The following is a 23,365-nucleotide window of genomic DNA, read 5'->3' as shown; positions in this document are numbered from 1 at the left end:
GTACCGGGCAGGATGCCCTTCAGAGATTCAGAGACGGAAAGACAGCGATGAGAGTTTTGCATTTGGGCTTTGAAGATCCACGCATGCCGGGGGCAGGCGGAGGATCCGTGCGAACCCAGGAAATCAATCGCCGCCTGGCGGGAAGGGGCTTCCATGTCACAGTACTGACGACGCGCTATCCGGGCTGGCAGGAACGCATCGAAGACGGTGTGCACTATGTGCCCATTGGCTTCGGAACGGGCAGTAACCGCCTGACCAGGCTGTTGGCCTATGTTGCCCGGCTGCCCTTCGAGGTGTGGAAGCGCCGGTCAACTGCTGAGCTGGTGGTGGAGGATTTCTTCGCCCCGTTTTCCACCATGGCCGCACCGCTATGGACCAACCGCCCCACCATCGGTGTTGTCCAATGGCTGCATGCCAAGGACAAAGCACGGCAGTACAAGCTGCCTCTTCACTGGATAGAGCGACTGGGCGTGCGGAAACACCGCAGGCTCATCTCGGTTTCCCAAGGCATCGGAGATCGGTTAAAGGGACTGAACCCCAACGTGCATGTGGACGTCATCGGCAACGGCGTGGATCCCGCAGTATGGAACAACGAGCCCCGACTGGGGCAGGACGTCCTTTTCGTCGGACGCCTCGAGTACGGGCACAAGGGCTTGGATCTCCTCCTGGAAGCCTGGGCACATGCCTGCGAGAGGGTTGAGGGCAACCTTCTGATAGCGGGCACAGGCCCGGACGAGGAACGGTTGCGCACATCAATTCAAGCGGCCGGTCTCTCCGAGCGCGTGCAGATGCTCGGGTGGCTGTCCGGGGAAAGAAAGTTCCGGGCTCTCACCGACGCCCGGTTGCTGGTAGTGCCCTCGCGGCACGAGACGTTCGGGCTAGTAGCCATCGACGCACTCGCGGCAGGCACTCCGGTTATTGCCTTCGACATTCCTTGCCTGAGAGAGATCATTCCTCCGGGTACGGGCTGGATAGTCGAGGCCTTCGATGTTCTGGCACTGGCTGATGAAATTGCCTCCCGTTACTCCCAAACGGGACTGGAGCACGTAGCTGAGCAAGGGCGGAAATTTGCCGCCGGTTACAACTGGGATGCGCTCGCCGATTTGCAGGCGCAGGCTTACCGCACTGCTCTCACTGAACTGAAGAATCCTCAAATCCGGCGGCCACAGGCCGGCGACGCAGAAAGGGCTTGAATGCCGCTCCGATCACGAGTCGAACATTCCATGGCGGGCGATGCCCCCTGGCTGTTCCTGTCACCCCATCTTGATGATGCAGTCCTGTCATGCGGCGCGCTTATTGAAGCCCAGGCCCAAGGGCGGCAGATCATTGTGGCCACGCTGTTCACTGAGGCAGTGCCATCACCCCATACGCGTGCAGCCCGCTCCTTCATGCGCCAATGCACCGTTTCGGATGCGGGGGAACTGTTCCGAGCCAGGCAGTCAGAGGACCGCGCAGTGCTGCAGGACATGGGAGTTCAATCCATCCACCTCGGTGAAGTGGACGCGCTGTTTCGACGACGGCGCAAGCCACCGGTGCTGGGGAGCAGCGCGTGGGAGAGGCTGCTCCCGGAGCTCACCCACCGCTACCCCACGTACCGGTTTGACATCGCGCTGGGAAGGATCGCCCAGGGTGATCGAGCACTCATCCGCCAACTCCGCTCCGACGTCGCCGGACTCATGGCACAAACCCAAGCTGAGCTTTTGTTTTGCCCCGCGGGGGTGGGGAAGCATGTGGACCACCTGATCACCCGGGAGGTAGGCAAAGGACACCCGGACAACGTTGTGATGTATTCAGACTTCCCCTATGATCTGGCAGCCGGCCCGGACGAAACGCATATGTCCAAGTTGGGCTTTGTGCCATGGACCTGGGATACCGGACTCGACGCAAAACCCGGGCGAATCAGGCAGTATTCCACGCAGGCAGATGCCCTATTCCCCAGCGGAGTAATCCCACGGAAACCGGAAACGTACTTTGTACCCGGACCTACTAACGGCAGTGCCTGATGACTTCTGTTGCACTCAAGGTATCTCGGCCGAGGAATCGAGCGCGGAGGTCTGCCCGTGCCTCGCAGAGGGCGCTGCGGGGACACTTGTGGGTTGCAGTCCTTGTAGGCTTGTTGGCCACGGTCTTCCGGGTGTTCGGTGTTCAACGGGCCAATGACGTCTTCATTGACGAAGTAACCTACGCAGACATTGCAAGGCAGATAGCGGACGGGCACATGCCATCAATCTTTGGCACCCCGTTTTTCCTGCACCCCCCAGGCTCATACGCCCTTAATGCTGTGGTCATCCGCGTGTTGGGATTGGAAGGCCACTCCACGGATTTGGTGTTGCAATTGCGCTGGGTCAATAGTGTCCTCGGAGCAGTTGCGGTGGTTGTCTGTTTCCTGTTGGTTCGCCGTCTGGTGGGTGTTGCACCTGCTGTTGTGGCTGGCGTCATCCTGGCCAGCGACCCGTTTGTCCTTCGCATGGATGGGCGATTGATGATGGAGACTCCAGCTGGCCTGGCGGTCCTATCGGGATGGTTATTGGTCCTGTTGCTGCTCGACCGTAAGTCGGGGCGAACCCGTCTGTGGCTTGAAATCAGCGCCGGGCTGGTTTTCGGACTGGCCATTGCCATGAAAGACATGACCGCCGTGTTCACCGTGGTTCCGTTGCTTGCCGCGGTGGTCTGGCGCAGGACAGTGCCCCCGCAAACAGCCTTGCGGATCCTCGCCTGCTCCACAGTTCCCTACCTGATTTATCTGGGCTTGATCGCTGGCAGCGGGCTGTTTCCGCAGTTCATTGAACAAAAGTCTGTGGGTGTCCTACGGATGATGGGCGTCGTTCAGATGACAGGCTTCAATTCAGTCCACAGCGTTAGCCTTATAGACCGGCTCATTGACCTGGCCGGACGCTTCGGCACCAGCTATCTGCTTCTGGGCCTTTCCGTCGTTGCGGGGGCAGTGACTGCTATGTCTCCGCTGGTGGAACGGCGGGCTATTGGTTTGTTCTCGCTTTTTACCGGCTTAGTGGGTATCTACTCCGTCTTCTTCGGGGCGGCAGAGGAGCAGTTTGGCTACTGCGTGGTGCTGGCTGCCCTGGTCTCGGTGCCTGTAGCCGCTGTGATGGTGGTGAAATGGCGGCCCCGCCTCCGGGGGGTCGTCATGGCTGCCGCAGTAATCATGACCATGCTCAGTCTTTTTCTGGGTGTTCAGGCAAGATCAGTAGTCGATGACGGACTTATCCGTGCCCGGGACTGGATGAACGCCGAGTTGCCACCGTCCTCCAAAGTGGGTTTGACGTCAGTAACCGGTGAGTTCGCCCTCATGCCTCATGAGGGGTGGGAGGTCCTGCCATCCTTGCAGTCCCTGCATGACCGCGATGCCCAGTACGTCCTGACACAGGGGAGGCAATTGAGCGAGGGATACGGCTTCGCTGCACCTGAGTTCCTGGACTGGCTGGAGGACAACGCCCAACCGGTTTTCACCTTTAGGGGACCGACATCAGGCGACACCGTTGTGTGGCAATTGGACCGCATCAAGCTGGACGCTGCAGTCGCAGGAGGGCTGAATTTCCCTCCCGTGAGCGGCGGATACCCGTGAAAGGCCTGCTTCGTGTTGCCTTGCTGTTCATGGCAACTGTGATCGTCGGTTGCAGTGCGGAGACCCAGCCAGCACCGGAGCACATGTCTTTCGGTGTCCTAGGCGCCACATGCGCCTCTGCACGCCTGGCTGCACTTCACGATGCCGGAGTTTCCGTAGTGGAACTACCCTTGGCCTGGGATCGGTACCAGCCGGGAGCCGGACGAGTGGACCATCACTACGTTGCAGAGGTTCGTGAACGCCTGAACAGTTGCCGTGAGGCCGGTATGGCTGTGGTTCTGTCCCCTGGCCTGCATTACCCACCGGATTGGGTAAGAGGTCTGCCCGGAGGTGTGCTGAGGGGAAGCGGTGGGGGCGTCCCGGAGGACGAGGGGGCCGAGCTAGTATTCAGTGCCGCGGCGAGGGATGCGGCGCAAAAGTACTTGGCCATTGTTGCGTCGGACCTAGGGTTTGAGGGCATAGCAGCAATACGGGTCGGGACGAATGCCAGCGGGGAGTTGGGGTACCCAGGGCCCAGTGACGGCGGAAACGAACGCGAGTACTGGGCATTTGGTGACGCCCCCCAGTACGGCATCGGCTTGGCTGAGGGCGTTGCGCCTTCCCCCATGCCGGGGTGGATTCCGGGCTCCAGTTCATGGCATGGGCGGTCCGTAACTGACGAGCAGGTCCAACGGTGGTGGGACTGGTATTCCAGATCTACGGTGGACGCAGCCGTATGGCAGATAAGCGAGCTACGGAAACTTGGGTATCAAGGGCGAGTGCATGTTCCGGTAGCGGGCCGCGGAGTCTTGCCGAATGACAAAGCAAAAGCCATAGAAGGAGGCTTGGACGGCCGGGCCAATCCGGACGGCGCCCAGGAACGCGGCTTGGACTATTCTGCTCAGTTCGCTGTGCTCGCAACGTTGCCGGGCGTAGACGTGGACTTCACCGGCTTGGATGACGTATCGGCCGTGAGAGCGGCCGCTGCCGTGCCGCGCCAGGACCACTGCCTTCCCACTGACACCGAGAACGTGCTGACGGACGACGTATCACAGTGGTCCTCCCACAGGTACACGAGCGCCTTGGCTCGGCGAGCCGGGCTGGGACTGGTCGGTGAAAACCCCGGTCCTCCCGATGCACCTTTCACCGGCGGCTCACCGCAGTCACACAGCCTCGCCGAACAACTGCGTACGGCTCCGGGGTACGCCTTGGAATGTGGGATGACGATGTTCCTGTTTGGCTTCGAAGAGGACCTTTTTGAGGAGGAAGCCAGTGGTGTCAGCACGGATGACTACAAAGAAGTCATCCAGCAGCTGAAGTCTGCGGCAAGCTCACTCTGAGCGGAGGGCATCGGCCAGGGTCACCCGGTTCCGGCCGGAGGCTTTCGCTGCGTACAGGGCAAGGTCGGCTTCACGCAGGAGTTGCTCGGTTCCTGCACGGCGCCCCTCGGTGTACGCCGAGATGCCCGCACTGATGGTCAGGACGCCGTCGGGATCGCCGGAGTGCTCGATCCGCAGGGACTGCACTGCAGAGCGGACACGCTCCATGACCATACGAGCGCCGGGAGCCTCCTGATCCCGCAGGACCAGCAGGAATTCCTCACCGCCGAACCTGTAGACGGCGTCGGATTTCCTGACCTCGCTAGCCAGCGTCGAGGCGATGGCAACCAATGCGGCGTCGCCCGCCTGATGGCCATAGATGTCGTTGTAGCTTTTGAAGTTGTCCACGTCCACCATGGCCAGGCAGTAGTTGTGCCCGGTCACGCCCCCGCTATGCAGGGCACCCAGGTCTTCGGCCAGTTTCAGGCGGTTGTGGAGTTTTGTAAGGGGGTCGGTACGAGCCTGCTCACTCAGCGCGGAACGGTACCGGGCCAGGTCTGCATGCAAAGAGGTAATGCGTTGGGCAGCCAGGAGCCTGATGTGCAGGCTGAACGGATCCAGGGGCTTGGTGACATAGTCGTCTGCTCCGGCTTCCATTCCGGCCAGCACGTCTTTCCGGGAACCGTGCGAGGTCACCAGGATCACGTAGGTATACCGGTCCTCTTCGGCTGCCCGGATGGCGCGGCAAAGATCCAGCCCGTTGAGGCCGGGCATCATCAGGTCGGTCACAACAGCTTCCGGGCTGTGCTCCTTATAGAGTTGCCACGCCGAGTCGCCGTCGACGGCCACGATGCACTCGTGGCCCGACTGCTCGACGGCGGCCTTGGTGATCATCCGGGAGATCTGGTCGTCGTCAGCGATGAGGATTTTCACGGTGCTCCAGGTGAGTGTGCTTCAGTAAGTGTGCGCTCGAGTGCCTCGTCCACGTGGGCAAGTTCAGTGTGCAATTGGTCCAGCAGCAGCGCTCCGGTGGATCGCAGTTCCGGTCCAGCATCGCGTCCGAGCCGTTCCAGTTCCTTGCAAAGGCCGGCAGCGCCCACCGCTCCGATATTGGCGGACGCGCCCGCGAGTTTGTGGGCTGCCGCTTCCAATTCCGCGGCTTGTCCGTTTTCCAGTGCAGCACGCAATGTATCCAATGCTCCCTGGGAGTCCTGCCGAAAAGCCCTGACGGCTTCGGGCAACAGGCCCAAACCGTCGGCGGGTCCAAGTTCGCGCAGGATCTGCAGCCGCTCGAGTTCAAGAACAACGGAGTTCGACGCCGGTGCTGCCGCCTGCTGTTGCGGGACGTCCGCCGCAGCCGCGGCATCCACTCCGACGTCCGCCGTCGATGTTTGCGGTACCCAGCGCGAGAGGACTTCAGCGAGTGTGGCGAGATCCACGGGCTTGCTGATGTAGTCGTCCATGCCCGCAGCGAAGCAGCGCTCGCGGTCCTCATCCAACGCTCCGGCCGTCATGGCGATGATGGGTATTCGGGCGGAGTGGCCGTTGCGGGCTCGGATGGCCCGGGTTGCATCGAAGCCGTCCATGACGGGCATGTGGCAGTCCATGAGCACTGCTGCGTATGTGCCGGTCAGCGCGGCGGAAACGGCCTGTTCGCCGTCGTCCACTATGTGCACTTCATAGCCGAGGCGGTTTGCCATGCCGCGTGCCACCAACTGGTTGACTTCGTTGTCCTCGGCCACCAGGAGCTTGCCGAGCCGCGGCACAGGATCCGCCGATTCAACCGGGTGGGCCATTGGCGGCGGGGTAGGCATGCCAGCTGTCTTTGTGGCCAGCACACGCAATAGACGGTTGTAGAGTTCGGAGCTGCGGACGGGTTTGGTGAGGTATTCGCGAATTCCCGCCGAGGTGAGGTCGCTCCTTTCCACCTGCATGGTGGAGGTCAGCAGGATGATCCCCGGGCTGCCGGAGCCGTTGCTCTCGTCCCTGATGTTGCGGGCAAGCTGGAGGCCGTCGATATCGGGCATGCACATGTCCACCACCGCGATGTCGTAGGGGTGGCTGGACAGGGCCGCGGACCTGTACTCGTCCAGTGCGGACGCGGCGTCGGCAACCGAAAGGGGAAACATTCCCCAGCTGGCCAGTTGTGTTTCGAGCACCAGGCGGTTGGTTGCGTTGTCGTCCACCACCAATACCCGGCGTCCGGAGAGGCTGGCTGGCAAAGATTCCGTGTCCGAGGCTGCCGGGCCAACGGGGAGATCAAGGTCAAACCAGAACCTGCTGCCAACTCCAACCTCGCTGTCCAGGCCGATCCTGCCACCCATGACTTCCGTGAGGCGCCGGGAAATGGCCAAGCCCAGTCCCGTCCCTCCGTAGCGGCGTGTGGTGGAGGCGTCCGCTTGGGCGAAGGATTCGAAAAGTCTCTGGTGATTTTCGGCGGTGATGCCAATGCCGGTGTCCCTCACCTCAAAGCGCAACGACGCCTTGCCGGCGTCCTGGGCAAGAACGGAGACCTGGACTTCCACCTCACCGGAGGGAGTGAACTTGACCGCGTTGGAAGAGAGGTTCAGGAGGATCTGGCGGATGCGGCCGGCGTCGCCCATCAGGCGAGCGGGAACGTCCGGGTGGCAGTAGGAGATGAGCTCCAGGTTCTTCCCCTGCGCAGCTTCCACAACCAGTCCCGCCACTTCTTCCACCAGCGCCCGGGGGTCGAAGACGTTGATGTCCAGGTCCACTTTCCCGGCTTCGAGTTTAGAGAAGTCGAGGATGTCGTTGATGAGGGTCAGCAGTACTTCGCCGGCGCCCTTCACTCCCTGGGCGTACTGCCGCTGGCCCTCGCTCAGGGGCGTGTCCATCATGAGCGAGGTCAGGCCGATCACCGCGTTGAGGGGAGTCCGGATCTCGTGGCTCATGGTGGCCAGGAACTCGGATTTGAGACGGCTGGCCTCTAATGCTGCTTCGCGGGCGGCGAGGAGTTCCTTCTCGGCGGCTTTGCGTTCGGTGATGTCGCGGGAGATGGTGGCGACGCCACGAATGCCGGAGTCACCCCGAACCGGCGAGAGTGTCACGGACACCGGGATAACGTCTCCGTCACCGCGTAGGCGCTGGCTTTCGTAGTTCTGCACGCCGCCGCTTTGGGCAGTAACTTCCAACGCCTGGCGTTCGTTCTCCACCAAGTCCTGTGGAACAAAGAAGTCGCCTTTCCGGCCAACGGCTTCCGACGCCGGGTAGCCGAAAATACGCTCGGCGCCCGGGTTCCAGCTGGTGATGACGCCATCCGGGGTTTCGCCGATGATGGCGTCGCCGGAGGAGTTCACGATTGCTCCGAGACCCTCAAGTTCGGCCGTCCGTTCAGCAACCTTTGACTCGAGCTCGCGGGTCAGCGTGACATTTTCGACGACGATCAGCACCTGCCGCACGATGACGAAACCCAGGACAGCCAGGCCGGTGACCAGCAGGATTGGGTCGTTGATGTTGATGGCCTGGCTTCGGTTGAAGAACACGGCCATGAACACCGGGACGTACGGCAAAAGTTCCAGGATGGCCGCGTAGCTGCGGCCGTCTTTACGGGTGCTGGGCGTCTCCGTTGCCAGCGGACTGAGTGCAACCAGCAGGAAGGCGAGAACCCAGCCGATCGCCAGGAGAGATCCTGTGATGCCGGTGACACCCTCGCTGGTCAGCTTCACATACGTGAGGTCGGTCAGCGCCAGAACCAGGAAGCCGAGCCCCAGGCAAAGCCATGGAAGTCTTCGGCCACGGGCGGCCCTCATGGTCAGGACGATCACCAGCGAGACCATTACTACGTCCACAAACGGGTAGGCCAGTGTGGTCAGGAAAGCCAGAGTGTCAGTGTTGTCGGCTGCGATCAGTGGTCCAAGAACGGTGCCCCAGGCGATGAACAAGACGGCGCTCGCCACCGTCCCGACATCCAGCACCGCCCGCCACAGTGACATCCGGGGCCCGTCACCCTTGGGGAGCAGGACAAGCCCGACGGCGACGGGCAACGCATAGCCAACGAACCCGATATCCGAGGCGGAGGGGAAGGGATAGGCGTGGTCCAGTGCCACTCCGTTGAACGCCCAGAATGCTTGGGCGCAGGACCAGAGCGCCAGACCCGCCACTACGAACCAGCGTGCTGCCTTGTGGTCCCGGCGCCTTCGGGCAGCGAGGGTGTGGGTGGTCAGCGCGGTGAGTGCGGCGAGAAGGATTGCCAAGTCACCGGCGAGTTGCGCCGTCGTCGTTCCTACTCCGCTTGCCAGCCCGAAAGCCAGCAGCACCAAACAAACCGCAGCGGGCACCAGAAAGAGTGGCCAAACCTGCTGCAACGACGAGCGCACTGGAAGAACCCCGTGCTTCACTCCTGCCACTGAACCCCTGCCTTCGAACGTGGCCCCACCCAAAAGCGAACAACGCGTCTTGCCTGCGCTGAGGAGAGCATACGCCGAAACCCAAGTAAGTAGCAGTTAATGCCGTTTTGAGGGCTCAAAACGGCATCTACTGCGACTCAGTTGGGTGAGGCTGCGTGGTTTAGCGCTGCGGGGTGAGGGCTTTCGAGTAGATCACCGCTCCCAAAGCGTTGCGCAGGCTCACCGTGAACAAACCGTCCGCAGCGAGGTCCACGTGGCCAAAGTACTGGTTCTCACCGTCACGCGGTGACTCTCCAGGAAAGCGCCCGGCCTTGGCAAACAGGACTTCGGGCCCGAAAGTCTTGTCCATCTCGCTCGGACCGAAGGAGCCGGCGTTGATGGGCCCGGCCACGAACTCCCAGAAGGGGTCGAAATCGGTGAACGACGCCCGTTCGGGGGAATAGTGGTGGGCGGCGCAGTAGTGCACGTCAGCGGTCAGCCACACGGTGTTCTTGACCCCGTATTTCTTGAAGGCGCTGAGCACGCCGGCAATTTCCAGCTCGCGTCCCAGAGGAGCGCCGGGGTCACGGTTGGCCAGGCTTTCCTGGTTCACGGCTCCGTCGGGAACGATGATGCCCAGGGGCAGGTCCGCGGCGATCACCTTCCATGTAGCTTTGGATTTGCGGACTTCCTTGATCAGCCAGTCCACCTGCTCTTGGCCCAGGATGTTGGTGGCGTAGGGTTCCTTGCCGTCGGTGTTGGGGGACTTGAAGGTCCTCATGTCCAGGCAGAAGATGTCCAACTGCGGGCCGGGGGAGATTTTCCGGTAGATGCGCGCGGGCTGGTACTGGCCGGCGTCGTACGTCCCGGGGCGCCAGAGTGCGGCGGCATCGGCGATCGGCATGTTCTCCTGCCATGCCTGCCGGCCTCGCGCTGCCAGGACATTGACGTTCCGTTCGGTGTAGCGGGAGTCGTCCAGGATTTCGCCGGGGTACCAGTTGTTGGTGGTTTCGTGGTCGTCCCACTGCGCAATCACGGGGACATCGGCGAACATGGCCCGCATATTGGCGTCCAGGGAGTTGTAGCGGTGCCGGCCCCGGTACTCCTTCAGGGTTTCGGCCACCTTGGATACTTCCTCGGTGACGATGTTCCGCCATACTCGCCCGTCCTTCTCAGTCACGCTTGCGGCAATGGGGCCGTCGGCGTAAATGGTGTCGCCCGAGTGGATGAAGAAGTCTGGCTTCGTAGCGTGCATCGCTTTGTAGCCCCGCATGCCGCCGAGTTCCTCGTTGATGCCCCAGCCTTGGCCCGCGGTGTCGCCGGTCCACACAAAGGATTGCCCGTTCGACGACGAACTGCCGCCTCCGCGCGCGTCTTCAGTGCCGTCGTCGTACTTTCCGTTGGTGGAACCCGGCGCTGTGCTGAAGGTGCCACGCACTGCCTCGCCTGGACCATTCTCATCCTCGAAGGTCAGTTCCAACGCGAAGCGTGTGCCTGCGGGAAGGCCCTTGGCATGGATTTTCGCGGTGAAGTCGCTGGCGTCCGTGGCCAAAGGTCCGCGCATGGTCCGGCTGAAACCGTAGCGTCCGCGAAGGATCTCGCCCGCGCTGTCCACCGCCTGAAGCTGTGCCGTGAGTCGGCCAGGGCCGGAAGCGCGTGACCAGAGGACGGCGGAGTTCGTTGTTACGTCGCCGGTGGCAATCCCCGTGGGAAGCGTGAGCCGCTTGCGCACCAGGGGGATGGCGGAAGGGGTAGCAGACGCGGGTGCGGCGGTGCCGGTGGCAACGCCGGCGAGGGCGAGCGTGGCAAGGGAAGTCTTGACGAGTGAGCGGCGCGAGAGGTCAGTCATGGTTCCACAGTGCGTGGCCAGCGTGAACGGAGGGTGAGGGCGAGATGAAACCCAACTGTCTCGCATTTTGTGGCTGCTACCAGCGCTGGGAGAGCCACAAATGCCAGTTAGTTGGGCGGCCGGCGTGCCCCGGAGCAAGTAGTCCAATTCCGGAAACTGCGTAATGCCCAAGTAACCATTCAGGCCATCAGAAGGAAAGTCGAGTAGTTCCTACTCGTGCGGCGGGCATGGCCCTATTCCTACCATTGAAATTCCTAGGGTTATAGCAATTCCGTTCCTCCGGCTCAGCGGTGGACCGCACCCCCAACAATTGTGGGCGGTGCCCCTCCCAATACGTAGCTGCGCTTTCCTACCCAGGTCCACAGGGGCCTGTCTTGCGCGGTCCAGAGCCATGGAGTCCGGGGTTTCCCATGAACATGAATGACTTAGATCTTCAAACTTCCCTGTCAACCAAGAGCAATGGCGATGTTCGGCGGCCGCACTCCAGTAAATCCAAACTGTTGATTGCCGGCGCAGTGCTCGCGATATTAGCGTTGATCCCATTATTTTTTGGCGTCGTCAACTGGGCGACGCAACCGGCGGGTAACACCGACCAAAATGTTTCACAGGAACAAGCGCCTTTTTCAAAAGACGACAGTGCAAAAGCACCCGCAGCTTTGCCGGTCCAGGATGCCGAAGAGGAGGTAGCGCCGGAAGTACAAGCGGCTCCGGCAGCTGAAGTGCCAGCAGCTCCCGCTGCCGAAGCACCCGCCCCAGCACCCGCTCCAGCCCCTGAGCCAGCCGCACCAGCTCCCGCTCCTGTCGAGGTGGCCCCAGCTGCGCCAGCTGGTGACCCCAACCTCTACACGGTGGCTTCCGGGGACACAGTAGGTGCCATTGCCTCCCGTTTCGGGGTGGATGTCACTGCGATGTTGGCTGCCAACGGACTCAGCGCCTATTCGGTGATTGTCCCGGGACAGGTTTTGAAGCTCACCGGACCGCCCATCGCGGTAGCCGCTCCCGCACCGGCTCCAGCCGCTCCCGCCGCGCAGGCTGCCCCCGCGCCAGCACCGGCCGCTCCCGCAGCTGCTGCTCCAGCTCCCGCAGCAGCTCCGGCCCCCGCACCGGCTCCCGCTGTCCGGACCATCTACGTAGCTGGTGCCGGTGGCCAGTCGATGGTGGACGCCTGCATCGGGCCCATCCACTACACGCCCACCAACGCTTACGCGACGTTCATCACGGAGCACGATTTCTGTGGAGGTTGGGGACGGTTCTCGGGAATCGGTGTGGGTGAAACGGTGTCGATCCCAGGCTACGGAACGTTCACGGCCACGGGCCGGGGCCAGGTACCCAACCCGGGAAGCACCAACGACGTCGCAGCAGTCTTCGGCGGATTCCCTGCAGTTGTCCTGCAGACCTGCATCCCCGGCACCAGCCAGATGCTGGTGATCGCCCTCAACTAAGCAAGAACCAACTAGGCCGGCGCCGTCAGGCGCGCGAAACGGAGGATGCCTAGGATGGCCGGGGCCAGCTCATCCTCCATCTGGTGGTAGACCTCTTCCGCTCGTCGGTAGGGGTCTACCACATCGTTGTCTGCAGGATCGGACGGTAGCGCGAGGTGGCGGACTGAGGCCGCCCGGGTGGGAAGCGCACGCCAGAACTCCGTGATGTCCCCGGCCGGGGCCGTATCGCCCCGGTTCTCCAGCACGGACAGCATCCGGGCAAATTCCCGCACGGTGAAGGTTCGCTTTAGCAAGGACGCGTCCAACTGGAGGACTTCGCCGCGGTGCTTGGACGTCATGGCCAGCACCAGGTCGGTTTCCTTGAGGATCTTGGGGGTCAGCTGCCTGGCCGCAAAACCGTCAGGGTTTCCGCGGAAAGTGCTGATGATCCGGGCCGAGAGGGGCTGGATGGGCTCACCAACCATGGCGCGAGTGCCGGCGCTGCGGACTTCGAAGGACCCGGGACTGACCTGGTTGAGCCCGGTCTGCAGCAACCGTTCGGCCACGGGGGAGCGGCAGATGTTCCCGGTGCAGACGGTGAGAATCCTGAAGGGATGGGGCGATTCCACGTAAGGCTCTTTTCTAGCGGTGACTGGGACAGCTGAGGTCCCACCCCAAGTTAACACGGCGGGCAGCGAGGACCTTGTCAACAACGCAGGGCCACGCAAACAGGACCAAGCGCCGGCCGCACCAAAGGCTCGAACGCTTGACTGAAATCATCCGCTCCGCATATTCTGAACGAACGGTCGGTAATTTATTAGGAGCAACCATGGCATCGCAGAATCTGCAGTCAGTGCCCGCTGAGCTGTCCCCGGAAGAGCAGGAGCGGGAGGCAGCCGGACAGGCGTATTTTGATCGCATCATTTCGGAGGACTCGCGCATCGAACCGCGCGACTGGATGCCGGCGGCTTACCGCAAGACTTTGCTGCGCCAGATCTCGCAGCACGCGCACTCGGAAATTATCGGCATGCAGCCGGAAGCCAACTGGATCACCAGGGCACCGAGCCTGAAGCGCAAGTCCATCCTCATGGCCAAGGTCCAGGACGAGGCCGGCCACGGCTTGTACCTTTACTCGGCCGCTGAGACCCTGGGCCAGTCCCGGGACCAGATGATGGAAGACCTCATTGCCGGCAAGGCCCGGTACTCGTCCATCTTCAACTACCCCACGATTTCCTGGGCTGACATGGGGGCCATCGGCTGGCTTGTTGATGGTGCAGCCATCTGCAACCAGGTTCCCCTGTGCCGTGCCTCGTACGGTCCTTACGGTCGCGCAATGGTGCGCATCTGCAAGGAAGAATCATTCCACCAGCGCCAGGGTTTCGAGATCCTGCTGGAGCTGTCCAACGGCACGCCTGCGCAGAAGCAGATGGCCCAGGACGCAGTGAACCGCTGGTATGCGCCGTCGCTGATGATGTTCGGCCCGCCGGACGACGACTCACCCAACTCCAAGCAGTCCATGGCTTGGAACATCAAGCGGTTCAGCAATGACGAGCTGCGAAGCCGGTTCGTCGGCATGATGGTGGAGCAGGTCCGTGTCCTCGGCCTGACCCTGCCTGACAAGGACATCCGTTTCAACGAAGAAACCAAAAAGTGGGAGCACGGACCCCTGGACTGGAACGAGTTCAAGGAAGTCCTGGCCGGCCGCGGTCCCTGCAACTCGCAGCGCGTCGAGCGCCGCCGTGAGGCACACGAAAACGGTGCCTGGGTTCGCGAAGCCGCAGTGGCCTACGCCCGCAAGCAAGCACAGAAAGAGAACGCAGCATAATGGCTCCTCACGGTAACCCGGAAGCACCGGCCAGCGCCGCCAGCGAAATCAACCGCGAGGCCCCCAAGGTTGCGGCAACCAACGCTGAAAGCACGACGACGGCGCCCGCCTCAGGCCCGGACGTCACCTCGCATGGCGCCAAGGAAGAAACCCCCTGGTCCCTTTGGGAGGTCTTCGTCCGCTCGAGCCGCGGCCTGTCCCACGTACATGCCGGTTCCTTGCATGCACCGGATGCGGCCATGGCCCTCCGGAACGCCCGCGATTTGTACACGCGCCGCAACGAAGGCGTCTCCATTTGGGTTGTCCCGGCCGAGGCGATTTCCTCCAGCGATCCCGACTCCAAGGGTTCCTTCTTCGAGTCCCCGCAGGGCAAGGATTACCGCCACGCAACGTACTACACCAAGAGCGAAGGCGTGAAGCACCTGTGAGCACTCAAGAAACTGCTAAAGACACTGACTTCGCCATTGAGGGCCACGGCGACATCTCAGTGGGCGTCCATGGAGCCGGCGCGTCCGGCGACGGCTCGGCCAGTGCCACCCGCATCACGCCGGGCAACGCGCTGCGCCCCGAAGACATCGCGCTCGAAATCAGCCGCGGGCAGGTCAAGCCCACTGAGGACGTTGCAGAGTTCGCCCTGCGCACCGGCGACGACGGCCTGATCCTGGCCCAGCGCCTGGGCCATTGGATTTCCCGTGCTCCCGAGCTCGAGGAAGATATCGCCCTGGGCAATATCGCCCTGGACCAGTTGGGCCACGCGCGTTCGTTCCTGACCTATGCCGGTGCCGCTTGGGACAAGTCCGAGGATGACCTCGCCTACTTCCGCAGGGAGCACGAGTTCCGTTCTGCCCACTTGTTTGAGCAGCCCAACGGCGACTTCGCCGTGACCATCGCCCGGCAGTTCATCGTGAGCTTCTACCAGTACGAGCTCTACACCAAGCTCATGGAGTCCACCGACGCCACCATCGCAGCCATCTCCGCGAAGGCCGTGAAGGAAGTCGATTACCACCGCGACCACAGCGCGCAGTGGGTGCTTCGCCTGGCTGGCGGCACCGATGAGTCCCGGGCACGCATCATCCAGGGCCTCAAGCTCGTGTGGCCGTATGTGGACGAACTCTTCGAAGACGACGAACTGACCACCCGCTTGGCCGAGGCTGGCGTCACTGTTCAGCCTTCAAGCCTTCGCGCAGAATTCGATCGCCTCACCGGAGAAATCATGGCCGAAGCGGAGCTGGAAATTCCCGGCGTCCCGCAGGCACTGGGCGGCGGCCGCAGCGGCAAGCATTCCGAATTCCTGGGCTACATCCTTGCTGAAATGCAGGTCCTGGCCCGCGAACACCCCGGCGCGAGCTGGTGAGCAGCATGACGACGCTGTCGCGGACGCAGGAAAAGACCGCTGAGCAGCGGGCCTGGGACATTGCGTCCACGGTCTGCGATCCGGAGATCCCGGTCCTCACCATTGAGGACCTGGGGATCCTCCGCGGCGTGCGGGTTGTCCCGGAGGCGACCAACACAACAAGCCAGCACGACGGCGGCGCCTCAAGTTCCGCCGTCGAGGTCACCATCACGCCCACGTACTCGGGTTGCCCGGCAATGGACGCCATTGGTGACGATCTGCGGAAGGCCTTCGAGAAGGAGGGCTACGCCAGCGTGCACATCAACCTGGTGCTGTCCCCGGCGTGGACCACTGACTGGATGACCGAATCCGGCAAGGCCAAGCTGGAGGAGTACGGGATCGCCCCGCCCAGCGGCATGGCTGCTGCAGGTGGCCATTCCGGTCCCGTCCGCCTGAGCCTGGCCGTGAAATGCCCGCAGTGTTCATCGCTGAACACCAAGGAACTCACCCGCTTTGGTTCCACATCCTGCAAGGCGCTGTTCGTCTGCCAGGACTGCAAGGAACCGTTCGACTACTTCAAAGTCCTCTAAGGAATTCCATGACCACCGAAACCCAGACGGCCAGCCGCCGTCGTGCGTCTTTCCACAACCTGACTGTCTCGGAGGTCCGGCGCCTGACGGACGATGCCATTGAGGTCACGTTCGGTGTTCCTGCCGAGCTTGCCGGGCAGTACGACTACCTGCCCGGCCAGTACGTGGCCCTTCGCACTACGTTGCCGGATGAGCAGGGCGAGCCGCACGAGGTCCGCCGCAGTTACTCGATTTGCGCAGAGCCGCGCAGCTTCGAGGACGGCAGCAGCGAGATCCGCGTGGCCATCAAGAAAGACCTGGGCGGCCTCTTCTCCACGTGGGCGAACGCCGAACTGAAGGCCGGTGATGTCCTGGATGTGATGAGCCCGCAGGGTGCGTTCATCTCGCGGCACGGCAAGGACGGCGCGTCGGTTCAGCACAACGTCATGAACTCCATGAACCACCCGGAGGAGCTGGCGGGGGAGCCGGGCAACTTCGTGGCAATCGCAGCTGGTTCGGGCATTACCCCGGTCATCGCCATTGCGCGCACTCTGCTGGCAGCCAATCCGGAGACCACCTTTGACCTGGTGTATGCCAACAAAGCTGCCATGGACGTCATGTTCCTTGAAGAGCTGGCGGACCTGAAGGACAAGTACCCGTCGCGCCTGGCGCTGCATCACGTGTTGTCCCGCGAGCAGCGGATCGCTCCGCTGATGACGGGCCGTATCGATTCGGAGAAGCTGCAGGCGCTGCTGAGCAGTGCCATCCGTGCCGAGGATGTGGACGAGTGGTTCCTGTGCGGGCCGTTCGAGCTCGTTCAATTGTGCCGTGACACCCTTGCTGCCCGCGGTGTTGAGCCCGAGCACGTTCGTTTCGAGTTGTTCACCACTGGCCGTCCGGACCGTCCCGAGGGCAACGCCGGCCGACCGGTTGTGGAGGACGAGTCGCAGGACACGTACAAGATCACCTTTACCTTGGATGGTCTCACCGGCGACGTCGCCAGTCCCACCCATGCTCGCGAATCCATCCTCAACGCCGCTTTGCGTGTTCGCCCGGACGTTCCGTTCGCGTGCGCCGGTGGCGTCTGCGGCACCTGCCGCGCCAAGCTGATCACCGGTACGGTGACCATGGATGAGAACTACGCCCTTGAGCAGGACGAGCTGGACAAGGGCTACGTCCTGACCTGCCAGTCCCACCCCACCAGCGAAGAAGTTACCGTCGACTTCGACGTCTAAGGAGTCCCCATGATCGAGCTCTCCATTGCCAACGGCATTGCCGAAATCGTCCTTAATTACCCGGACAAGCTGAACTCGCTCAACGAGGACGCGCTTGCCGAACTGGACAAAGCGTACGACGACGCTGCTGCCGCCGCCTCACGCGGTGACGTGCGGGCGCTGCTGCTTCGCGGAGAAGGCCGGGCCTTCTGTGCCGGCCGCGACATCTCAGGCGTGACCCCGGATACCGACGACGCAGAGGCCTACCTCGGCGGACTCGTGGAACCATTGCTGAAGAAGATGGCAGCGTTTCCGGCGCCCACGTTTGCTGCCGCCCACGGGGCCTGCCTGGGGGTCGGGCTGGGGCTGTTGTTGGCCACGGACGTGGTGTACGTGGCGGACAACGCCAAGTTCGGTTCACCCTTCGCCAAGCTCGGTGCCACGTTGGACTCGGGAGGGCACTGGTACTTCACGGAACGCCTGGGCATGCACCGCACGCTGGACCTGATCTACACCGCCGACCTCATTTCCGGGGCGGAAGCCGTGGAGCAGGGGATGTTCAGCCGGGCGATGCCGGCCGATTCCCTCTTGCCGGTGACACGGGAGATCGTGTCGCGGGTAGCCACGGGGGCGACAGGTGCGTTCAACGCGTCCAAGGAACTCGTGGCACACATCCGAGACCAGCGCCTGGGCTTGTGGGCATCCATGGCCGAGGAAAACACAGAGCAGGCACGGCTTTGCAAGACCGACGACTACGCCGAGGGTTTCCGTGCCTTCCAGGAGAAGCGGGCGCCGATTTTCAAGGGCTAGGTTCCTTGCGCGCAACGGGTCCCGCCCTTGTTCGCACCCCTCACCGTTGTACGGCGAGGGGTGCGAACAAAGACAGGTTTCGTGAGGCTCGCTTAGACGGTCCGGGCGTCCAACAGGGCCGACGAATAGTAGGTGCGGATCGGGACTGAATCATGGTTCCCCCGGGAACGTCCATGGTTCAGCACCTGCAGGGCGTAGTTCCAAACCAGAAAAGGCCAACAAGACGTGGCTCAGATAGAGAATACAAGGCGCGCGGCTTAAACTTAGCCACACGTATGAAACGCGCTTAGCGGGTCAGCGTGCTGAGAACGGAGTGCGCCATGCTCAAGATGATCATGTGCAAGCTAAACCTTCACCACCACTGGCACGTGGAATCCGCGGAGGATGGCAGCGGCCGGTACAGGCGATGCACCCGCTGCGGCAAATACGACCGGGACTGGGACGGTAGCGGCTTTATGCACTGAGAGAGGCTCGAATTCACCATCCGAAAGTGTCTGTTATGGCACGGTCGGTCTTGTAGTCGGCCTTATCCGGGTATGCCCACCGGAGGATCTTGTACTCGCCTCCCCGCCGAATTGCTTCAATGGCAACAAACTCCTGGTTTCCTGCCCGGTTGAACTCCACTACTATTCCGAGCACTTCTTCTTCCCCAGGCACCATCTGGTAGATCTTGGGAACCCAGATTATTGGCTGGGGGTCGGCGTCCTGCTTCGCCGCCATTTCTGCTTCGCTTTTCTTGCACTCATCCACGGTTTGTTCGTTGGAACTGTCCAGGAGGTCGCAGAATTTGCCGTCGTGACCAGCTAATGAGTAGGCGAAGGTGATTCCGAGGTCACTTGCTTTGGCATCATCGTGCCCTTGGGCGCATCCGCTCAGGATCAGGGTGGCCACTGCAATCGATGCCGCAGCTGCCAGATACTTCCTCATGCTGTGTTGCTCCTATTTTGCCGCTTCGCCAGATAGCACCTTGGTTAGTTCCTCATTGGAGAGTTTCATCCAGCCCGAATCTCTGGACCCCTGCAGCGCGGCTTCCGGACTCTGTGTCTGGAGCCACCATTTGGCTTCGAAGACGTGCTGACCCAGCATCACGCGGTCGCCCTTGTGATAAACGCTTGTGGCTGACCACGCCGGATATGTTCCGGCGGGAACAGTGACTTCAGGCTTGGGCCGGTCGCCGGGCAGGACAGGGCCGATCAGTTTCCACGGCGCAGCAGCTTTGTCCGGTACGGGATCGTTGGGGACGTCGTCTTTGGTCCACCACTTGGCCTCGTAGACGTTGCCGTGCCAAACGATCCTGTCTGACTGCACATACGTGGCCACGGGAGACCAGATCGGGTAAGGGCTGGTAGCGGGGTCGTCCACTACTGCCGTGGCGGTGGTTGTGCCCGTTGGCAGCACCGGAGCGGGGGAGTCCGTGGGTTTGGAGTCAATGTCAGCACCCAGCACATCGGAGAAACGTGTGTCACGCTGCGGCACGCCACTGCAGGCGTCGGACACCACAGTCAAAGTGGGATAGTTTGGGCCGCATTCGGCGTCCCGGTTCAAGGACCACATGGACATCCTGCCAATGCTTTTGCCTTGCGCGAAGTCGTGCAAACCTTGGGCGTCGGCGAGGGTGAAAACGTCAGCCACAATGTCGTTCTGGCCGATCATGGGGGTTAAGCCAATTTTGCGCCACAGGGTTTGTGCCCCAAGGTTCTGCTGCGCTGCGGAGTAGATTTCACCCAGTTGGGAGTGGGTCGCCTCGGCTGCGGCGATTGAGGCCTGCAGCATGGACTGTCCGGCCACTCGGCTTTCGCCGTAGTCCATGGTCATGATGTTCACCCCGGCAAGTTCCACACCGGATGAGAGAAACTGCTCGACGGCGGCCGACCCGTCTGTAGTCAGCCCCGACGGAGCCACGGGTAGCGTCAGCCAGACGGAGAGGCCCTTGCCCTCGGCCCACCTTCCTTGCTGCACCGCGCCGATGGCTTTGGCTTGCCGTGCGATGGCTTCCTTATCCGTCAGGGCGGTTCCCTCGATATCGAGGTCAACGGTGTTGAGGTCGTAGCGGTCGACCACGTTCGAGTAGGCCTGCTGAAGCCGGTTGTCGTCGGTGCACGCGGTGGCGAGTTCCTTGTTCGATAGCCCACCGAAGGAAACGGCGATGTCACCGCCGGTTTGCCGGAGCCTGGCAATGCGTCGGTCCAGATCAAGGTCTGAGGCGGCCGTATCCAGACTGTAGAAGGAGCCCCAGGATGGCGTGCACCCGTCCTTGGCGTCGGCCACGATGAAGGCCAAAACCACGGACTTGGTGGTGTCGCTGACTGGCTGCTCGAACGCGTACCGAGGTGTCGCCGTTACGTCGACGTACCCAGTGAAAAGTGAAGGTGACGCTGCCGCGGCACGGGTATCAGTGTAGTTACGCCAGGAAACGACGCCGGCCCCCACCACCACAGCTATGACAGCCAGCAGTACGGAGAGCCGAATCCAGGACAGCTTTCGCCCAGGAAAGTGCTTGGACATTAATCCCCCAACATTGAGACCCAAAAATTCGAGTGAGCAGAGTTAAAACCCATGAATGAGGCCAAGAAACTGTTTCAACAAATTCCGTGGACCACACGGGAATCGTAAGGCTCCTGCTATCGATTACTATAAGGGCAATCGGCGACGCCTTTGTTACAGAAGGTGGACGTTCAACCGGCTACAGGGCCGGAAGGGCGCGGTTCACAGTTTTGATGGGGAATAATGACGGACCAGTTGGTTGATTTGTCCGATGTAGAGCGGGACACCAAAGAGCTTCCCGCGGAGCGTCTGGAAAATACAGGGCGAAAGAGGCAGTGGGGGTCGGAACGGCGGTCCGAACCGTTGGCCATTGTTCACCCAACGCCGTCGTCGCGAAAGATCGTTCTTGGCAGGCTTGCCATGCTCGTGACGGTTGGGGCATGGCTGTATTACGTTGTCTCCACCATCATTCGGCAGCTTGTTGACAATCCGAACTCAGGATTCCGCTTCGGATTTGAGTCGATTTCGTACCTTATTGTTGTCACGTTCCTGACGTTCTCCGCCCTGATGTACCTTATGGCGCGGCAAGGTGCTCTGTACCGGTTCAAGGAACATCGCAGGGTCCCTCGAGGTGAACTTGATAATCACTTCGCCAACTACAAAGAGGCCGTGACGGTGTTGGTACCGTCCTACGCAGAAGAACCCCAGGTTGTGCGGGGTACGCTGTGGTCGGCCGCCCTTCAGGAATTCCCGGATCTGCGGGTGGTGCTCCTGCTGGACGATCCTCCGCATCCTACCGAGCCGGAGAAGATCCACCGCCTTGAACAGACCAGGGCGCTGGCGGGGCAAATTGCAGATGCGTTATCTGCTCCGGCAGAGCGCGCAAACAAGGCGTTGGCTACTTTCCGGGAGAGACACGCGTCGCCCCTTGCAGCGGAAACCCCTGCCACGATTGAAGCGGACGAGCTCCAACTCCTGATTGCGGAGTATGAGGCAGCGGTGGAGTGGCTGGAAGCGATGGCTGAGGCTGAAACCGTGGAAGACCATGTGGACGAATTCTTCGTGGACCTGGTCATCATGGGACTGGCTCGTGAACTTCGCTTGGTTTTGTTGGCGCTGAATGCAGCGGAGGCGCAGAACACGGCTCCAAACCCGGAGCGGATGGAACAGCTTTACCTGAGGCTCACGTGGATTTTCAACGTTCAAACCGAGACTTTTGAGCGTAAAAGGTATGCCAGTCTGTCCCACGAAGCCAACAAGGCCATGAACCTCAACGCCTACATTTCCCTCATGGGAAAACGTTGGCGGCGGGAAGAGACTGCTGGAGGCATGGTTCTGCGTCCATCCCTGGTGCCACGTGATGACGATCTGTTGGTTCCGGACAGTACCTATTTGCTGACCTTGGATGCTGATTCCCTGCTGCTGCGGGACTATTGCCTGCGCTTGGTGTACTTCCTGGAATCTGCGGGTAACGAGCGTGTGGCAGTGACGCAAACACCGTATTCCTCATTCCGGGGTGCACCTACCCGGATTGAGAGGATTGCCGGTGCCACCACGGATATCCAGCACATTCTGCACCAAGGCATGACGTACTATGGAGCCACTTTCTGGGTGGGTGCCAATGCGATTATCCGTAAGCGCGCCCTCGAGGACATCGTTGAAGTTGAGACGGTTGGCGGGTTCGAAATCCGCACCTATATCCAGGACCGCACCGTCATTGAGGACACTGAATCCAGCATTGACCTGGGCACTCATGGTTGGACGCTCGTAAATTATCCGGAGCGCCTGAGTTACAGTGCAACGCCACCGGACTTCGGTTCACTGGTGGTGCAGCGTCGACGCTGGGCCAACGGAGGCTTGCTGATCCTTCCCAAGCTCTGGAACCAACTTTCGCAGCGGCGGAACCAGCGGCAAAGAATACTCATCCGCGAAGTTCTCCTGCGCGTGAACTATATGGCGTCGATTACCTGGGCCAGCTTCGGGCTTCTTTTCCTGCTGGCTTATCCCTATGACAGCAGGCTCCTAAGTCCTGCAGTCTTTATAGCTGCCCTGCCGTACTTCCTATGCATGGGTTCAGACCTTCGCGATTGCGGCCATCGCTTCAGCGACATCTTCCGGATATACGGTTTCAACCTCATCCTGCTGCCGGTCAACCTCGCCGGCGTCCTGAAATCCCTCCAGCAAGGACTGACGGGGGACAAGATCCCCTTTGTCCGAACCCCCAAGGTCAAGGACCGGACAGCCGCCCCCGCCATTTATGTCCTGATTCCTTACGCAATCGTCGCGTTCTCGGTACTGACCGTTTGGAGGGACGCCCAACAGGGGAATTGGGGCAACGTTGCCTTCGCCTCACTGAATGCAGTGCTGGCCATGATGTGCATCCAGTCGTATATCGGCCTGTGGAACTCTGCGGTGGATGTTGTCCTGGGAGCAGTCAATTGGCTTTACGTGACGCCCAAACCGAAAGCAAAGCCCGAATCGTTGGTTGTCCCCAAAACGGCCGAGGAAGTTGATTGGGAATCGATCCTCTACCACGGCGACCGCAGGCTCAACCGGGACCTTCGCTGCGGAACCGACCGTCGTCGTCGAATTTCACTTCGCTGAAAAAGGGCCCTCCGCCATGTGGCGGAGGG

Annotated in this window: 18 protein-coding genes; 12 read left to right on the top strand and 6 right to left on the bottom strand. The window is 61.6% G+C overall.

Annotation, left to right across the window (positions count from 1 at the left end):
• The first annotated feature begins 107 nt into the window (after positions 1-107).
• From ACNAOT_RS18230 to ACNAOT_RS18215, 4 genes are read left to right on the top strand one after another with little or no spacing between them, the layout of a single operon-like run.
• Positions 108-1,193 carry a glycosyltransferase family 4 protein gene (locus tag ACNAOT_RS18230; protein WP_420178875.1) on the top strand — a complete coding sequence of 362 codons (1,086 nt, stop codon included), beginning with the start codon at positions 108-110 and terminating at the stop codon, positions 1,191-1,193.
• Positions 1,194-2,003, top strand: coding sequence for a PIG-L deacetylase family protein (locus tag ACNAOT_RS18225; RefSeq protein ID WP_420178874.1), 810 nt, complete (start codon positions 1,194-1,196; stop codon positions 2,001-2,003). It begins immediately after the preceding gene.
• Positions 2,003-3,583: an ArnT family glycosyltransferase gene (locus tag ACNAOT_RS18220; protein ID WP_420178873.1), complete on the top strand. Its 1,581-nt coding sequence runs from the start codon at positions 2,003-2,005 to the stop codon at positions 3,581-3,583. Before ACNAOT_RS18225 ends, ACNAOT_RS18220 begins: the two co-directional genes overlap by 1 nt.
• Positions 3,580-4,902, top strand: a complete 1,323-nt coding sequence (locus ACNAOT_RS18215; protein WP_420178872.1) for a hypothetical protein — start codon at positions 3,580-3,582, stop codon at positions 4,900-4,902. Before ACNAOT_RS18220 ends, ACNAOT_RS18215 begins: the two co-directional genes overlap by 4 nt.
• Here ACNAOT_RS18215 and ACNAOT_RS18210 read toward each other — a convergent pair.
• The 3 genes from ACNAOT_RS18210 to ACNAOT_RS18200 form a co-directional block, all read right to left on the bottom strand.
• Positions 4,894-5,814 carry a diguanylate cyclase gene (locus tag ACNAOT_RS18210; RefSeq protein ID WP_420178871.1) on the bottom strand — a complete coding sequence of 307 codons (921 nt, stop codon included), beginning with the start codon at positions 5,812-5,814 and terminating at the stop codon, positions 4,894-4,896. The two genes, ACNAOT_RS18215 and ACNAOT_RS18210, sit on opposite strands and share 9 nt — an antisense overlap.
• Positions 5,811-9,179: a response regulator gene (locus ACNAOT_RS18205; protein WP_420178870.1), complete on the bottom strand. Its 3,369-nt coding sequence runs from the start codon at positions 9,177-9,179 to the stop codon at positions 5,811-5,813. Before ACNAOT_RS18205 ends, ACNAOT_RS18210 begins: the two co-directional genes overlap by 4 nt.
• 229 nt (positions 9,180-9,408) lie before the next feature.
• On the bottom strand, positions 9,409-11,076 hold the full coding sequence (locus tag ACNAOT_RS18200; RefSeq protein WP_420178869.1) for an alkaline phosphatase D family protein: 1,668 nt from the start codon (positions 11,074-11,076) through the stop codon (positions 9,409-9,411).
• 410 nt (positions 11,077-11,486) lie between these two features.
• Here ACNAOT_RS18200 and ACNAOT_RS18195 point away from each other — a divergent pair, with 410 nt between their 5' ends.
• Positions 11,487-12,518, top strand: coding sequence for a LysM peptidoglycan-binding domain-containing protein (locus ACNAOT_RS18195; RefSeq protein ID WP_420178868.1), 1,032 nt, complete (start codon positions 11,487-11,489; stop codon positions 12,516-12,518).
• An 11-nt stretch (positions 12,519-12,529) separates the two neighbouring features.
• On the opposite strand, the gene ACNAOT_RS18190 is transcribed toward ACNAOT_RS18195, so the two are convergent.
• Positions 12,530-13,126 carry a low molecular weight phosphatase family protein gene (locus ACNAOT_RS18190; protein ID WP_091470584.1) on the bottom strand — a complete coding sequence of 199 codons (597 nt, stop codon included), beginning with the start codon at positions 13,124-13,126 and terminating at the stop codon, positions 12,530-12,532.
• 200 nt (positions 13,127-13,326) lie between these two features.
• On the opposite strand from ACNAOT_RS18190, the gene paaA reads away from it, so the two are divergent.
• The 6 genes from paaA to ACNAOT_RS18160 are packed head-to-tail and all read left to right on the top strand — an operon-like array spanning position 13,327 to position 18,248.
• Positions 13,327-14,322: a 1,2-phenylacetyl-CoA epoxidase subunit PaaA gene (paaA, locus tag ACNAOT_RS18185; protein ID WP_024817856.1), complete on the top strand. Its 996-nt coding sequence runs from the start codon at positions 13,327-13,329 to the stop codon at positions 14,320-14,322.
• Complete coding sequence (gene paaB, locus ACNAOT_RS18180) at positions 14,322-14,750, top strand: 1,2-phenylacetyl-CoA epoxidase subunit PaaB (protein WP_178995060.1); 429 nt, start codon at positions 14,322-14,324, stop codon at positions 14,748-14,750. Before paaA ends, paaB begins: the two co-directional genes overlap by 1 nt.
• The gene (paaC, locus tag ACNAOT_RS18175) at positions 14,747-15,676 is read left to right on the top strand and encodes a 1,2-phenylacetyl-CoA epoxidase subunit PaaC (protein ID WP_420178867.1); all 930 of its coding nucleotides are present in this window, start codon (positions 14,747-14,749) and stop codon (positions 15,674-15,676) included. Before paaB ends, paaC begins: the two co-directional genes overlap by 4 nt.
• A 5-nt stretch (positions 15,677-15,681) precedes the next feature.
• Entirely contained in the window at positions 15,682-16,245 is a 564-nt protein-coding gene (gene paaD, locus ACNAOT_RS18170) for a 1,2-phenylacetyl-CoA epoxidase subunit PaaD (protein WP_420178866.1), read from the top strand.
• An 8-nt stretch (positions 16,246-16,253) separates the two neighbouring features.
• The gene (paaE, locus tag ACNAOT_RS18165; RefSeq protein WP_091470592.1) at positions 16,254-17,459 is read left to right on the top strand and encodes a 1,2-phenylacetyl-CoA epoxidase subunit PaaE; all 1,206 of its coding nucleotides are present in this window, start codon (positions 16,254-16,256) and stop codon (positions 17,457-17,459) included.
• A 9-nt stretch (positions 17,460-17,468) separates the two neighbouring features.
• Positions 17,469-18,248 (top strand): enoyl-CoA hydratase/isomerase family protein, encoded by a 780-nt coding sequence (locus tag ACNAOT_RS18160; RefSeq protein WP_420178865.1) that lies wholly within the window; start codon positions 17,469-17,471, stop codon positions 18,246-18,248.
• Positions 18,249-18,725: 477 nt separating this feature from the next.
• Here ACNAOT_RS18160 and ACNAOT_RS18155 read toward each other — a convergent pair whose 3' ends face one another.
• Together ACNAOT_RS18155 and ACNAOT_RS18150 are read right to left on the bottom strand one after the other, a co-directional pair.
• A complete protein-coding gene (locus tag ACNAOT_RS18155) occupies positions 18,726-19,175 on the bottom strand; it encodes a hypothetical protein (RefSeq protein WP_420178864.1) in 450 nt (149 codons plus the stop codon).
• A 12-nt stretch (positions 19,176-19,187) separates the two neighbouring features.
• Positions 19,188-20,753, bottom strand: a complete 1,566-nt coding sequence (locus ACNAOT_RS18150) for a chitinase (RefSeq protein WP_420178863.1) — start codon at positions 20,751-20,753, stop codon at positions 19,188-19,190.
• Between the two features lie 222 nt (positions 20,754-20,975).
• Here ACNAOT_RS18150 and ACNAOT_RS18145 point away from each other — a divergent pair, with 222 nt between their 5' ends.
• Positions 20,976-23,336 carry a glycosyltransferase family 2 protein gene (locus ACNAOT_RS18145; protein WP_420178862.1) on the top strand — a complete coding sequence of 787 codons (2,361 nt, stop codon included), beginning with the start codon at positions 20,976-20,978 and terminating at the stop codon, positions 23,334-23,336.
• Positions 23,337-23,365: the final 29 nt, after the last annotated feature.

The organism is Paenarthrobacter sp. TA1.8, from assembly GCF_048595705.1.
Lineage (GTDB): Bacteria > Actinomycetota > Actinomycetes > Actinomycetales > Micrococcaceae > Arthrobacter > Arthrobacter nitroguajacolicus.
The sequence above is the reverse complement of the archived record's forward strand: the minus strand, read 5'-3'. Positions and strand labels throughout refer to the sequence as shown.

What these genes read in the sequence shown, in the direction of transcription:
- ACNAOT_RS18225 (WP_420178874.1), top strand. Translation starts at nt 1,194, where the DNA reads ATGCCGCTCCGATCACGAGTCGAACATTCCATGGCGGGCGATGCCCCC.
- ACNAOT_RS18220 (WP_420178873.1), top strand. Translation starts at nt 2,003, where the DNA reads ATGACTTCTGTTGCACTCAAGGTATCTCGGCCGAGGAATCGAGCGCGG.
- ACNAOT_RS18200 (WP_420178869.1), bottom strand. Translation starts at nt 11,076, where the DNA reads ATGACTGACCTCTCGCGCCGCTCACTCGTCAAGACTTCCCTTGCCACG.
- ACNAOT_RS18195 (WP_420178868.1), top strand. Translation starts at nt 11,487, where the DNA reads ATGAACATGAATGACTTAGATCTTCAAACTTCCCTGTCAACCAAGAGC.
- paaA (WP_024817856.1), top strand. Translation starts at nt 13,327, where the DNA reads ATGGCATCGCAGAATCTGCAGTCAGTGCCCGCTGAGCTGTCCCCGGAA.
- paaB (WP_178995060.1), top strand. Translation starts at nt 14,322, where the DNA reads ATGGCTCCTCACGGTAACCCGGAAGCACCGGCCAGCGCCGCCAGCGAA.
- paaD (WP_420178866.1), top strand. Translation starts at nt 15,682, where the DNA reads ATGACGACGCTGTCGCGGACGCAGGAAAAGACCGCTGAGCAGCGGGCC.
- paaE (WP_091470592.1), top strand. Translation starts at nt 16,254, where the DNA reads ATGACCACCGAAACCCAGACGGCCAGCCGCCGTCGTGCGTCTTTCCAC.
- ACNAOT_RS18160 (WP_420178865.1), top strand. Translation starts at nt 17,469, where the DNA reads ATGATCGAGCTCTCCATTGCCAACGGCATTGCCGAAATCGTCCTTAAT.
- ACNAOT_RS18155 (WP_420178864.1), bottom strand. Translation starts at nt 19,175, where the DNA reads ATGAGGAAGTATCTGGCAGCTGCGGCATCGATTGCAGTGGCCACCCTG.
- ACNAOT_RS18150 (WP_420178863.1), bottom strand. Translation starts at nt 20,753, where the DNA reads ATGTCCAAGCACTTTCCTGGGCGAAAGCTGTCCTGGATTCGGCTCTCC.
- ACNAOT_RS18145 (WP_420178862.1), top strand. Translation starts at nt 20,976, where the DNA reads ATGACGGACCAGTTGGTTGATTTGTCCGATGTAGAGCGGGACACCAAA.